12 protein-coding genes and 1 riboswitch are annotated in these 12,869 nt (G+C 70.4%); of the genes, 4 read left to right on the top strand and 8 right to left on the bottom strand.

From position 1 onward, the window contains the following. Nucleotides 1-24: 24 nt before the first annotated feature. On the bottom strand, nt 25-696 hold the full coding sequence (locus ACF08N_RS17205; RefSeq protein ID WP_392325447.1) for an AAA family ATPase: 672 nt from the start codon (nt 694-696) through the stop codon (nt 25-27). A 147-nt stretch (nt 697-843) separates the two neighbouring features. After that, a riboswitch (glycine riboswitch) is annotated at nt 844-942 on the top strand. A gap of 146 nt (nt 943-1,088) precedes the next feature. Between ACF08N_RS17205 and gcvT the strand changes: the two genes are divergently transcribed. The 4 genes from gcvT (at nt 1,089) to ACF08N_RS17225 (ending at nt 5,444) form a co-directional block, all read left to right on the top strand. Then, on the top strand, nt 1,089-2,204 hold the full coding sequence (gcvT, locus tag ACF08N_RS17210) for a glycine cleavage system aminomethyltransferase GcvT (protein WP_392325448.1): 1,116 nt from the start codon (nt 1,089-1,091) through the stop codon (nt 2,202-2,204). A 58-nt stretch (nt 2,205-2,262) separates the two neighbouring features. After that, entirely contained in the window at nt 2,263-2,637 is a 375-nt protein-coding gene (gene gcvH, locus ACF08N_RS17215; protein ID WP_392325449.1) for a glycine cleavage system protein GcvH, read from the top strand. Nucleotides 2,638-2,660: 23 nt separating this feature from the next. Further along, on the top strand, nt 2,661-3,920 hold the full coding sequence (glyA, locus tag ACF08N_RS17220; RefSeq protein ID WP_392325450.1) for a serine hydroxymethyltransferase: 1,260 nt from the start codon (nt 2,661-2,663) through the stop codon (nt 3,918-3,920). A gap of 156 nt (nt 3,921-4,076) precedes the next feature. Next, nucleotides 4,077-5,444 (top strand): L-serine ammonia-lyase, encoded by a 1,368-nt coding sequence (locus ACF08N_RS17225; protein ID WP_392325451.1) that lies wholly within the window; start codon nt 4,077-4,079, stop codon nt 5,442-5,444. Between the two features lie 69 nt (nt 5,445-5,513). Here ACF08N_RS17225 and ACF08N_RS17230 read toward each other — a convergent pair whose 3' ends face one another. From ACF08N_RS17230 to ACF08N_RS17260, 7 genes are all read right to left on the bottom strand, one after another. Beyond that, a complete protein-coding gene (locus tag ACF08N_RS17230; protein ID WP_392325452.1) occupies nt 5,514-5,729 on the bottom strand; it encodes an EF-hand domain-containing protein in 216 nt (71 codons plus the stop codon). Nucleotides 5,730-5,957: 228 nt separating this feature from the next. Continuing rightward, nucleotides 5,958-7,151, bottom strand: a complete 1,194-nt coding sequence (locus tag ACF08N_RS17235) for a YncE family protein (protein ID WP_392325453.1) — start codon at nt 7,149-7,151, stop codon at nt 5,958-5,960. Further along, nucleotides 7,151-7,918, bottom strand: a complete 768-nt coding sequence (locus ACF08N_RS17240) for a polysaccharide deacetylase family protein (RefSeq protein WP_392325454.1) — start codon at nt 7,916-7,918, stop codon at nt 7,151-7,153. Before ACF08N_RS17240 ends, ACF08N_RS17235 begins: the two co-directional genes overlap by 1 nt. Nucleotides 7,919-8,312: 394 nt before the next feature. After that, nucleotides 8,313-8,816 (bottom strand): ATP-binding protein, encoded by a 504-nt coding sequence (locus ACF08N_RS17245; RefSeq protein WP_392325455.1) that lies wholly within the window; start codon nt 8,814-8,816, stop codon nt 8,313-8,315. Nucleotides 8,817-9,088: 272 nt separating this feature from the next. Then, a complete protein-coding gene (locus tag ACF08N_RS17250) occupies nt 9,089-9,856 on the bottom strand; it encodes an enoyl-CoA hydratase/isomerase family protein (RefSeq protein WP_392325456.1) in 768 nt (255 codons plus the stop codon). Nucleotides 9,857-9,962: 106 nt separating this feature from the next. Then, nucleotides 9,963-11,216, bottom strand: a complete 1,254-nt coding sequence (locus tag ACF08N_RS17255) for an Ig-like domain-containing protein (RefSeq protein ID WP_392325457.1) — start codon at nt 11,214-11,216, stop codon at nt 9,963-9,965. Between the two features lie 236 nt (nt 11,217-11,452). Beyond that, the gene (locus tag ACF08N_RS17260) at nt 11,453-12,679 is read right to left on the bottom strand and encodes an Ig-like domain-containing protein (protein ID WP_392325458.1); all 1,227 of its coding nucleotides are present in this window, start codon (nt 12,677-12,679) and stop codon (nt 11,453-11,455) included. Nucleotides 12,680-12,869: the final 190 nt, after the last annotated feature.

The raw sequence follows: 12,869 nt of genomic DNA on the forward strand, positions 1-12,869 counted from the left end.
AGATTGACGCGCGGGGGCCCGGGGTCAGGGGGCCGTGAAGCCCAGGACGCGCAGCGTGGCCGCCGCGTCGCGGTCCAGCAGGACCGCGGACGCGCAGCCGCGCGGCAGACGACCCGACTCCGCGTCGGCGATCAGGCGGCCCACCGCCCTGCGGTGGCGGGCGAAGGCGTACCCCGACACCCCGCGCCCCCGCTCGCGCTGGCCCTCGCGCGCCACCCGGGGCGGCACGTCCAGCAACACCAGATGCAGCGACGCCCCCCGGCGCCGCGCCTCCCGCGCCAGCCAGCGCCGCACCCACGCCTGCGTGCCGCAGTCGTGCACGACGACGCTCTCGCCCGAGCGCAGCGCGCGCCACAGGCCCGCGTAGTGCGCGATGCGCACGAAGGGGCGGTACACGGCGTACGGCAGAAGGCGGGGCGCCCGCGCGTCCCACCGGTCTCGGGTGTCCTGCGAGTCGATCCCGCGCCCGGTCACCGCGCGCTTCATCAGCGTCGTCTTCCCGCTGCCGGGCAGCCCGGAGACGACCACCACGTCACCGGCCGCGAACACCAGGGCGCGCGGGCTGTGGCCCGCCCGCTCCCGCAGGTCGCGCAGCACGGGTGCGGGCGCTCCGAGCAGGCCGTGGGCGGGGACGCCCTGCTGGACGGGCATCCCCGCGGCCGTGGCGGCGTATGCGCCGGACCGCTGCAACATCATCAGCCTCCCCCATGTCGGGTCATCCCACCCTTGCCCATGAAGTGTAAAGAATTGGTAATACGGGACAACCGACTTTGCCACGGTCCGCGCGTCCCACTCCTGCCGTAGGCGTGCAATGATGTGCGCGCCAACTGCATACCGGCCGCTTGAATCCGCGCGGGAGAGTCCCGGCCACCTGGTGTGGCGGGGCGCCGAAGGAGCAAGTTCCTCCCTTGAATCTCTCAGGCCCCGTACCGCGTGCGATGAGGCAGATCTGAAAAGCGAGTCGTTCGGACGGCTCCACCCAAGGTGCAAGCCGCGACCATCCATACGCACGGTCGCGGCGAACCTCTCAGGTTCCGATGACAGATGGGGAGGATTGTCCTCGCAGCCATGCCCTGGGAGCCATACCTATGAGCAATGCCCCTCGTCGTACCGCCCTCGATGCCCTGCATCGATCGCTGGGCGCGACCATGACCGATTTCGCCGGCTGGGACATGCCGCTGCGCTACGCCAGCGAGCGCGACGAGCACAACGCGGTCCGCACGACGGCCGGCCTCTTCGACCTCTCGCACATGGGCGAGATCACCGTCACGGGGCCGCAGGCCGTCGACCTGCTGAACTACGCGCTCGTCGGCAACATCGGCACGGTGGGCCCCGGCCGGGCCCGCTACACGATGATCTGCCAGGAGGACGGCGGCATCGTCGACGACCTGATCGTCTACCGCCTCGGCGAGACGGAGTACATGGTCGTCGCCAACGCCGGAAACGCGCAGATCGTGCTCGACGCGCTCACCGAGCGTGCGGCCGGTTTCGACGCACAGGTGCGCGACGACCGTGACGCGTACGCGCTGATCGCGGTCCAGGGCCCCGAGTCCCCCGGCATCCTCGCGTCGCTCACCGACGCCGACCTCGACGGCCTGAAGTACTACGCGGGCCTGCCGGGCACCGTCGCGGGCGTCCCGGCCCTCATCGCCCGTACGGGCTACACCGGCGAGGACGGCTTCGAGCTCTTCGTGGAGCCCCAGCACGCCGAGAAGCTGTGGCAGGCGCTGACCGAGGCGGGCGCCCCGGTCGGCCTGATCCCCTGTGGCCTGTCCTGCCGCGACACGCTGCGCCTGGAGGCGGGCATGCCGCTGTACGGGCACGAGCTGACCACGGCGCTCACCCCGTTCGACGCGGGCCTCGGCCGGGTCGTGAAGTTCGAGAAGGACGGCGACTTCGTCGGCCGCGAGGCGCTGACGGCCGCGGCCGAGCGCGCCGAGACGGCGCCGCCGCGCAAGCTCGTCGGCCTGATCGCCGAGGGCCGCCGCGTCCCGCGCGCCGGCATGGACGTGGTCGCCGACGGCAAGGTCATCGGCACGGTCACCTCGGGCGCGCCGAGCCCGACCATCGGCAAGCCGATCGCCATGGCGTACGTCGACGCCGCCCACGCCGCGCCGGGCACGCCGGGCGTGGGTGTCGACATCCGCGGCACGCACGAGCCGTACGAGGTCGTGGCGCTGCCGTTCTACAAGCGCCAGAAGTGATCGTCCGCACCCCCTCTTCGTTCACCACCACTCCCCCGCGTACAGGAGAATTCAGGTCATGAGCAACCCCCAGCAGCTGCGCTACAGCAAGGAGCACGAGTGGCTGTCGGCCGCCGAGGACGGCGTGTCGACGGTCGGCATCACGGAGCACGCGGCCAACGCGCTCGGCGACGTGGTGTACGTCCAGCTTCCCGAGGTGGGTGACACGGTGACCGCGGGCGAGACCTGCGGCGAGCTGGAGTCCACCAAGTCGGTCAGCGACCTGTACTCGCCGGTCAGCGGTGAGGTCACCGAGATCAACGAGGACGTCGTCAACGACCCGTCGCTCGTGAACTCGGCGCCCTTCGAGGGCGGTTGGCTCTTCAAGGTGCGCGTGGGCGAGGAGCCGAAGGACCTGCTCTCCGCCGACGAGTACACCGATTTCGCGGGCTGACCCAAGACCTTAGGGACCGAGTGATGTCGCTTCTCAACACCCCTCTTCATGAGCTGGACCCGGATGTCGCCGCCGCCGTCGACGCCGAGCTCCACCGTCAGCAGTCCACCCTCGAGATGATCGCGTCGGAGAACTTCGCCCCGGTCGCGGTCATGGAGGCCCAGGGCTCCGTCCTGACCAACAAGTACGCCGAGGGCTACCCCGGCCGCCGCTACTACGGCGGCTGCGAGCACGTCGACGTGGTCGAGCAGATCGCGATCGACCGCATCAAGGAGCTGTTCGGCGCCGAGCACGCCAACGTGCAGCCCCACTCCGGCGCGCAGGCCAACGCCGCCGCCATGTTCGCGCTGCTCAAGCCGGGCGACACGATCATGGGCCTCAACCTGGCCCACGGCGGTCACCTGACCCACGGCATGAAGATCAACTTCTCCGGCAAGCTCTACAACGTGGTCGCCTACCACGTCGACGACGCCACCGGCCAGGTCGACATGGCCGAGGTCGAGCGTCTGGCCAAGGAGTCCAAGCCGAAGCTGATCGTCGCCGGCTGGTCCGCCTACCCCCGTCAGCTGGACTTCGCCGCCTTCCGCCGCATCGCGGACGAGGTCGGCGCCTACCTGATGGTCGACATGGCGCACTTCGCGGGCCTCGTCGCCGCCGGGCTGCACCCGAACCCGGTCCCGCACGCCCACGTCGTGACCACCACCACCCACAAGACCCTCGGCGGCCCGCGCGGCGGTGTGATCCTGTGCACCGCCGAGCTGGCGAAGAAGATCAACTCCGCGGTCTTCCCCGGCCAGCAGGGCGGCCCGCTCGAGCACGTCATCGCCGCCAAGGCCGTGTCCTTCAAGGTCGCGGCGTCCGAGGAGTTCAAGGAGCGCCAGCAGCGCACCCTGGACGGCGCCCGCATCCTCGCCGACCGCCTGGTCCAGGCCGACGTCACCGAGCACGGCGTGTCCGTCCTGTCCGGCGGCACCGACGTCCACCTCGTGCTGGTCGACCTGCGCAACAGCGAGCTGGACGGACAGCAGGCCGAGGACCGCCTCCACGAGGTCGGCATCACCGTCAACCGCAACGCCATCCCGAACGACCCCCGGCCCCCGATGGTCACCTCCGGCCTGCGGATCGGCACCCCCGCCCTCGCCACCCGCGGCTTTACGGCCGAGGACTTCCGCGAGGTCGCCGACATCATCGCCGAGGCCCTCAAGCCGTCGTACGACGTGACGGCGCTGCGCACCCGGGTGACCGCCCTGGCCGCGAAGCACCCGCTCTACCCCAGCCTGTGACGGATCTCCCGTAACAGTCCGGAGCAAAACAAAAGGGGCACCGCGCACACTGGACAGTGAGCGCGGTGCCCCGCACCACGTTCCCACCCCGTTCCACCGCATTGCTCTGCACCACCCCGGCAGACATCGGCGTCTACCACCCACAAGGAGTTTTCCGTGGCCCTTTCGGTCTTCGACCTGTTCTCGATCGGCATCGGCCCGTCCAGCTCCCACACGGTGGGCCCCATGCGCGCCGCCCGGATGTTCGCCCGGCGCCTGAAGAACGAGGGCATGCTGGCCCACACCGCCTCGATACGCGCCGAGCTGTACGGCTCCCTCGGCGCGACCGGCCACGGCCACGGCACCCCCAAGGCCGTCCTGCTGGGCCTGGAGGGCAACTCTCCCCGCACGGTCGACGTCGAGACCGCCGACGACCAGGTCGAACACATCAAGACGGCCAAGCGGATCAACCTGCTCGGTATGCACGAGATCGGCTTCGACTTCGACGAGGACCTGGTCCTGCACCGCCGCAAGGCCCTGCCCTACCACGCCAACGGCATGACCCTGTGGGCGTACGACGCCGAGGGCACCGCCCTGCTGGAGAAGACGTACTACTCGGTCGGCGGCGGGTTCGTCGTGGACGAGGACGCCGTCGGCGAGGACCGCATCAAGCTCGACGACACCGTGCTGAAGCACCCCTTCCGCACCGGTGACGAGCTGCTGCGCCTCACCAACGAGACGGGCCTGTCGATCTCCGCTCTGATGCTGGAGAACGAGAAGGCCTGGCGCACGGAGGAGGAGATCCGCGGGGGCCTGCTGGACATCTGGCGGGTCATGCAGGCGTGCGTGGACCGGGGCATGTCCCGCGAGGGCATCCTGCCGGGCGGCCTGAAGGTCCGCCGCCGCGCCGCGAACACCGCGCGCAAGCTGCGCTCCGAGGGTGACGCGCAGGCCCTCTCCATGGAGTGGATCACGCTCTACGCGATGGCCGTGAACGAGGAGAACGCCGCCGGCGGCCGGGTCGTCACCGCCCCCACCAACGGCGCGGCCGGCATCATCCCGGCCGTCCTGCACTACTACATGAACTTCGTCCCCGGCGCCGACGAGGACGGGGTGGTCCGCTTCCTCCTCGCGGCGGGCGCGATCGGCATGCTCTTCAAGGAGAACGCCTCCATCTCCGGCGCCGAGGTCGGCTGCCAGGGCGAGGTCGGCTCCGCCTGCTCCATGGCCGCCGGCGCACTTGCCGAGGTCCTCGGCGGCTCCCCGGAGCAGGTGGAGAACGCCGCCGAGATCGGCATGGAGCACAACCTCGGCCTGACCTGCGACCCGGTCGGCGGCCTCGTCCAGATCCCCTGCATCGAGCGCAACGGCATGGCCGCGGTCAAGGCGGTCACCGCCGCCCGCATGGCGATGCGCGGCGACGGCACCCACAAGGTGTCCCTCGACAAGGTCATCAAGACCATGAAGGACACCGGCGCGGACATGTCCGTGAAGTACAAGGAGACCGCGCGCGGCGGCCTCGCGGTGAACATCATCGAGTGCTGACGGCACCGGCCACGGCATGCGGGCGGCCCCCGGCGATCACGCCGGGGGCCGCCCGCATGTCCGGCTGCGTCAGGCCTTGTTCAGGTGGGACCAGAACTCGTCGAACGACAGGAGCTTGTCCTGGTCGGTGTCCTGCGCGGCGATCACGGCCTCGGCAACCGACTCGGTGACGTGCCAGTCACCCATCTGAGCCATCGCCGTCTTGTACTCGGCCGCAGTGATGAAGCCGTCGCCGTCCGCGTCGTACCGATCGAACGCCTTGCGTGCTGCCTCGATGTCCGCCACCGGTCCACCCCTTCTTGGTGCATTACTGACGGGGGTCAGATTATCGGCCCCCGTGGATCATCATGGACGGAGCCGGTCCTCACGGCGCGCTGAGCGGGTACCGGGCTCCGCCCCGGGTCCTGTCGGTCCCCGGGGCGGACGGGCCGGCGCCTGTTCGGCCGCGTCAGGGCCGACGTCGTCGTCGCGTCGGCCCCGCAACGTCACCCGCCTGTCGGCCAGTTGGGCGTGCTAGCGGAAGACGCCGGTGTGGCCGAGGGAGTAGCGCCCGGGCTGGGGGTAGACGGCGAGCCCGTGCGGGCCGCTGCCGACGGGGATGCGGGCGAGCTGCTTGCCGGTCTGCGTGTCGATGGCGTACACCTCGGAGTCGTAACGCCCCGAGAGCCACAGGACCTTGCCGTCGGCGGAGACGCCGCCCATGTCCGGGCTGCCGCCGCCCGGCAGCCACCACTTCTTCGTCAGCTTGTTCTCGGCGAAGTCGAAGACGGAGATGGAGCCCTCGCCGCGGTTGGGGATGTACATCTCCTTCGAGTCACGGCTGATGTAGAGGCCGTGGGCGCCCTTTCCGGTGGGCATCAGGCGGGGCTCGGTGAACTTCTCCCCGTCGAGGACCCACACGCCGTGCGCGATCATGTCGGCGATGTAGAAGGTCTTGCCGTCCGGGGAGAGCTTGACGTCCTGCGGCATGGCGCCTTCGAAGGGCAGCCGCTGCTGGCCGACGACCTTCATCTTCTCCGTGTCGACCTTGAGCAGTTCGGCGGAGAACTCGCAGGAGACGATGAAGTACCTGCCGTCGGCGGAGAAGTCCGCGTGGTTGACGCCGTAGCAGGAGACGGGCTCGGTGTGCCGGGTCTCCATGGTGTGCGGGTCGCGGAAGACGAGCTCGCGGTCGAGGGAGGCCATGACGACGGCGTACTTCCCGTTGGGCGTGAAGTAGAGGTTGTACGGGTCGTGGACGTCGACCGGCTCGCCCGCCTTCCCGGTGGCGGGATCGATCGGGGTGAGCGTGTGGCCCCGGTTGTTGTTGACCCACAGCGTCTTCAGGTCCCAGGAGGGCACGACATGCTGCGGCTGCACGCCGACCGGGATGGTGTCGATGACCTTGTACGTCGCGGGGTCGATGACCGAGACGGTGTTGGAGTTGGTGTTGGGGACGTAGATCCGGGACGGGAAGTCCTTGACGACCGGCGAGAGCATGCCCGGCCGGTCGGCCGCGTAGATGTCCTTCGGATCCTGGACCGGCGGCATGCCGGGCAGCCCGGCGGGAGTTGCCGCGATCTTCTTCGGCTCGCCGGTCGGGGCGGCCTGCTCGGTGCCGCGTGCGCCGGTCTTCTCGCCGCCCGCGCCGCAGCCGGCGAGGAGGGCGAGGAGGGCGCCCGCGAGGAGCGCCGTGGTCCGCTGGGTGAGGGAGGTCGTCGGATGCATCAGCTCAGCAGCTCCGTGGTGGTCACCGCGCGCAGTCCGCGGCGGTCGAGTTCGTCGAGAAGGGCGGGCAGGGCGGCGGCCGTGCCGGCATGGCCGAGGTGCAGGCTCACCACCGAGCCGCGCCGGACCTGCCCGGTGACATTGCTGGTGACGGCCGAGGGGCCGGGCGAGGTGAAGTCGAGGGAGTCGACGTCGTAGGACAGGACGTGCGGGTAGCCGGCCCGACGGGCGAGTGCGGTGACGAGCGGGGTGGCGTGCCGGGCGCGGGAGGGCCGGAACCAGGTGCCGATGGAACCGGTGAGCCGCCGCAGCCGCTCGGCGCAGCCGGTGATCTCGGCGTACGCCTCCCGCTCGGTCATCTCCGTGATGGTCAGGTGGCGCTGGGTGTGGTTGCCGAGGTCGTGTCCGCCGTCGAGGATCCGGCGGGCGACTGCGGGGTGCCGGTCCAGCCACGTGCCGACGGCGAGGACGGTCAGGCGGGCGCCCGCGCGTTCGGCCTCGGTGAGGACCGCTTCGGTGAGGGCCGGGTCGCCCTGGCCGTGGAAGGTGAGGGCGACCAGGTCCCGGTCGCGGGGGCCGTGGGTGATCTCGGCGGGCCGGCCGGGGAAGCGCCGCGGTGCGGGCGCCGGGCGCGGCCTGTCCGCAGCGGGGCGGGCCGGGGGCGGGGAAGGAGGACCGGCGTCGTCGGCGCATCCCACAGCGAGGGCGCCGACGGCGGCCGCTCCCGCTCCTGCCCGCAGGACGCTGCGGCGGTCGATCGAGGTCACGGGAATGCACAGTAGGGGCGAAAGCGGTGAAAGATAACGATTGACCCAATTCGCCAGCACCGCGGGTCGCCCGGCCGCCTCTCGCCCCCACGACGACCGACCGCTGAATCACTCGCGCAGACCTATACTTATACGGAGATTACAAGGTCGGCTGGCTTTCTCACCTAAGATTCATTCACACTTGATCCCAGGCGATCCGCTTTTGTCCGTCTATGGCGTTTTGAAGCCGAGGCGTCCGTCTGTCATAGTCGAGGACACGACCCCCATTGACCCGGGCCAGGTCGTCATCGGCCGCCGTGGATACACCCCCCCGATCCACGGCGCTCCCACAGAAGCCCCCTCCGGGGGCTTTTGTGCGTCCGGCCCGCATGCCGCGGGCGGCCGCCCACCCGCCTCAGCGGTCGACGACGCGCATCTCGAACCAGGTGGTCTTGCCGCGCGGCAGCAGGTCGACGCCCCAGCGGTCGGAGAGGGTGTCGACGAGGAACAGGCCGCGGCCGCTGGTGTCCATGTCGTGCACCGGCATCAGGCAGGGCAGTCCGCGCGACGGGTCGCGGACCTCGATCCGGATCCAGCCGCGGCGGCGCAGCATCCGCAGACCGAAGACACGGGCCCCCGTGTGCCGCACCGCGTTGCCCACCAACTCCGAGACGAGCAGCACCGCGTGCTCGCAGGTCTGGGCCGGCAGCGCCCACTGGCGCAGCACCACGCACTGGGTGAGCCGTCGCGCGGTGCCCGCGGATTCGGGGCGCGAGGGCAGCCGGACCTCCTCCTCCGTCGGATTGCCGTACAACTCCAGCGCCTTGAGCGCCTGTTCGTCGTCCACGGCCGGGATCCACCGCGCGGCGATCGCGCTTGCGCGCTGCCGCGGTTGTCCCGCACCCTCCAGGCCCGCCATGTCACCATCATGGCCGCAAAGAGCCGCCCTCGTGGCCGTTCCACGGGAATAGGCCCCCCGGAATACTTGATTCCGGGGGGTCGTCCGGCATATGCCTCTGGCCTCATTCGGCCACGCACACCCCACCTGAGCTGCAAAGACGCCACTCCCGCGAAGGGTTGCGCGGCACTCACGGGCGGAGGTGCACGGAATCCCTCCCCCGAGCCCGGACGATCCGCGTACGCGATTGACGCGCGCCGCGAAGTGCCGCGTCCGGACCAACTGGAGCCGTATCAGAGGAACTTGGCCTTGCCCGGACCCTCCTCGACGAAGCTGCGCATGCCGCGCTCGCGGTCTTCGGTGGCGAACAGGCCCGCGAACCAGTTCCGTTCGACCGCGAGGCCCGTCTCGATGTCCGTCTCCAGGCCCGCGTCCACCGACTCCTTCGCGGCGCGCAGCGCCAGCGCCGGGCCCTTGGCCAGCTTCGCCGCCCAGGCGCGGGCCTGCTCGTAGACCTCGGCGGCCGGGACGACCCGGTCGACCAGGCCGAGGGTGAGCGCCTCGTCCGCCGCGACCATCCGGCCCGTGAAGATCAGGTCCTTGGCCCGGGACGGGCCGATCAGGCGGGACAGCCGCTGGGTGCCGCCGGCACCGGGGATCAGGCCGAGCAGGATCTCGGGCTGGCCGAGCTTGGCGTCCTCGGCCGCGATCCGGTAGTCGGCGCAGAGCGCGAGCTCGCAACCGCCGCCGAGCGCGTAGCCGGTGACCGCGGCGACGACGGGCTTGGGGATACGGGCGACGGCGGTGAAGGACTCCTGCAGGGCACGGGAGCGCACGATCATCGCCGTGTGGTCCATCGCCTGCATCTCCTTGATGTCCGCGCCGGCCGCGAACACCTTCTCGCCGCCGTAGAGGATCACGGCGCGCACGTCCTCGCGCCGGGTCGCCTCTTCGGCGAGCTCGCGCAGGCGGTCCTGCACGGCGATGTCGAGAGCGTTCATCGGGGGCCGGTCCAGTCGGATGGTGCCGACGCCTTCGGAGACTTCGAGGGAAACGGTCATGGAGGGAAGGTTAGCCGCCGTTAACGACACGGGGCCCGGTGCATGGAGGCTTTGGGGGATCCCCCCAAAAGCACAGCCTCACAGCGCCGGGCCCCGCGGGTGCCTGCTAGGCGATCCACTCCGACCAGGGCATGTTCCAGCCGTTCAGCCCGTTCTCCGGGGCGATCTGCTTGTCCTTGGAGTTCTTCACGATCACCACGTCGCCGATGATCGAGTTGTTGTAGAGCCAGGCCGCCGGGGTGTTCCTGTCGTACGCGCCGCGCACGTCGCGCAGGCCCACGCAGCCGTGGCTGACGTTCGCCGAGCCGAACGTGCCCGCGGACGCCCAGTAGTTGCCGTGGATGAAGGTGCCCGAGGTGGACAGGCGCATCGCGTGCGGCACGTCCTTGATGTCGTACTCGCCGCCGAAGCCGACGGTGGCGCCGTTCATCCGGGTCACCTGGTACTTCTCGCTGATGACCATCTGCCCGTTGTACGTGGTGGTCGACGGCGCGCCCGCGGTGATCGGGATGCTCCGGATCTCCTTGCCGTCGCGCACGACCTTCATCGTCTTGGCGCTCGCGTCCACGGTGGAGACCTGGGAGCGTCCGATGGTGAACGAGAAGCTCTTCGCCTGCTTGCCGTAGACTCCGGGGCGGCCCTCGACGCCGTCCAGGTTCAGTTTCACGGTCACCTTGGTGCCCGCGGCCCAGTACTTCTCCGGGCGGAAGTCGAGGCGGTCGTTGCCGAACCAGTGGCCCTCGATCGGCACGGACGGCTCGGCGGTGACCTTGACGGCCTTCTCGACGGCCGCGGGATTCGTGATGCCCCGGGTGAAGTTGATGGACACCGGCATGCCCACGCCGACCGTCGAACCGTCCTCCGGCGTGTAGTGGCCGATGAAGGTGTTCTGCGGAACGAGAGTGGTGAAGGTGGTGTCCTTGGCCGACTCGCGGCCGTCGGAGTCCTTCGCGACCGCGTGGACCTTGTACTTGGTGGAGCCCGCGAGATGCTGCAGCGGCTCCCACGTGGTGCCGTCGCCGGAGATCCGGCCGTCTATTCGCGTGCCCTTGTCGTCCTGCACGGTGACCGCGGTCAGCTTGCCGTCCGCCGCGGTGACCTTCAGGGCACCGCTCGTTGCGACGGCCTCGGCGCCGTCCTTGGGCGCGATCGTCACCACGGCCCGGGAGGCCGCGTTCTCGACGGTCCCGCCGTCCTTCTTGCCCGCACTGTCGTCGCCGCCCTTGCCGGAACCCCCGCCCCCACAGGCCGTCAGCACCAGCAATGCCCCCAGCGCCAGCGCGGACGCCCGGGCGCCCCCGCGCCCGTACCTCCGCCGCTCCGCCCCGGCCGATGCCCCCGATATCGGCTGCCCGTTCACTGTCGTGTTCTCCCCTCAGCACGGCCTGGCCCCGCCACGGCCCGCACCCCCCGCGTGCCTCACGCACGCACGCAGACAGAAAATCACACCGCAGGTCATCGAAAGTCCCCACGAATGTCACCGTTCAGTCCCAACCTGTCCATCGGACAGGCACGGGAAACGGCCGCCAGGGGTCAAAGGGGGCGGCGCGGGCGGCGCGGAGGCCGGATCACCGGCCGCGGGATGGCCCCGCCAAGTCACTGCAGGGCCGAACCCGCCTTCCAGCTCTGCCAGTCCATGTTCCAGCCGCCGAGCCCGTTGTCGGGAGCGACCGTCTTGTCCTTGGAGTTGACCACCTCGACCACGTCGCCGATCAGTGTGCGGTCGAAGAACCAGCCCGCGGGCGACTCGCTGCTGCCGCCCTTGTCGTCGCGCAGCCCCACACAGCCGTGGCTGACGTTCGCCGAGCCGAACGTCTCGGGCGCGGCCCAGTAGTTGCCGTGCAGGAAGGTGCCGGAGGTCGTCAGGCGGATCGCGTGCGGCACGTCCTTGATGTCGTACTCGCCCTTGCCGTCCTTCTTCGTGAAGCCGACCGTCGCGCCGTTCATCCGGGTCACGTCGAACATCTCGGTGACGACCATCTTCCCGTTGTACGTCGTCGTCTTGGGCGCGCCGGCCGTGACGGGCACGGTCGCCAGCAGCGCCCCGTCCCGCACGACCCGCATGGTGTGCGCCGCCGCGTCGACCGTGGAGACCTGGGAGCGGCCCACGGTGAAGGTGATCGTCTTCTGCTGGATGCCGTAGATGCCGGGCGCGGCCGCCACGTCCCGCAGCCGCATGTCGACGGTGACCTCGGTGCCCGGCTGCCAGTAGGAGCGCGGCCGGAAGTCGAGACGCTCCTTGCCGAACCAGTGGCCGACGACCTCGACCGCGGGCGAGGAGGTGACGCGGATGGCGCGCTCGACGGCGGCGCGGTTCTCGATCGGCCGGTTGAAGGTGAAGGAGACGATCATTCCGGTGCCGACGGTCGAACGGTTCTCCGGTTTGAAGTACCCGATGAAGTGGCGTTCGGGGACCGCCGTGGTGAAGGTGGTGTGGCGTGCCGTGCGGCGCCCGTGGGCGTCCAGGGCGACGACGTCGACGCTGTACTTGGCGGCGAGCTGCAGCCGCGTCCCCTCGATGGGGGCCCAGCGCAGGCCGTCGTCCGAGACGGAACCCGGCACCTCGGTGCGGCCCGCTGCCTCGACCCGGGTCACCTTCACCCGCTCCAGCCGTCCGCTGGGCAATTTGACCAGCAGCGGCGTATCGGGGCTGACGCCCTGGGCGCCGTCCCCCGGTGTCACCCGGATCGTGTCCTCGGGTGCCCGTGGCTTGCTGCCGATGTCGAGAGTCCCGCCGGTGCAGCCGGCGAGCCCCGCGACGAGTCCTGCTCCGGCCACCGCGAGGGCCGCGCACCGCCCTGCCCACTTCAGTACATGTCTCACGTACCGACCAACGACGGGCCCCCTCCGGGGGCAACGTGGACACGGGGCGATGTTGGGACGAGTGCCGCGCGGGCAGAAATGGTGAAAGGACCGTACGAGGGCCGCAGCGGAAGGGACGCCGCGGCGGCCCGGTGGGGCTGTCCGGCGTCGCCGCCGGACAGCCTCGTGCCGGAAGGGCCCTTCCGGCAGG

Origin of the sequence: Streptomyces sp. NPDC015127 (assembly GCF_043080095.1) — a bacterium.
In the GTDB taxonomy this organism is placed as follows: Bacteria; Actinomycetota; Actinomycetes; order Streptomycetales; family Streptomycetaceae; genus Streptomyces.

Coding starts and splice junctions, on each gene's coding strand:
- ACF08N_RS17245 (WP_392325455.1), bottom strand. CDS start 8,816: ATGGCGGGCCTGGAGGGTGCGGGACAACCGCGGCAGCGCGCAAGCGCG.
- ACF08N_RS17205 (WP_392325447.1), bottom strand. CDS start 696: ATGATGTTGCAGCGGTCCGGCGCATACGCCGCCACGGCCGCGGGGATG.
- glyA (WP_392325450.1), top strand. CDS start 2,661: ATGTCGCTTCTCAACACCCCTCTTCATGAGCTGGACCCGGATGTCGCC.
- gcvT (WP_392325448.1), top strand. CDS start 1,089: ATGAGCAATGCCCCTCGTCGTACCGCCCTCGATGCCCTGCATCGATCG.
- gcvH (WP_392325449.1), top strand. CDS start 2,263: ATGAGCAACCCCCAGCAGCTGCGCTACAGCAAGGAGCACGAGTGGCTG.
- ACF08N_RS17250 (WP_392325456.1), bottom strand. CDS start 9,856: ATGACCGTTTCCCTCGAAGTCTCCGAAGGCGTCGGCACCATCCGACTG.
- ACF08N_RS17235 (WP_392325453.1), bottom strand. CDS start 7,151: ATGCATCCGACGACCTCCCTCACCCAGCGGACCACGGCGCTCCTCGCG.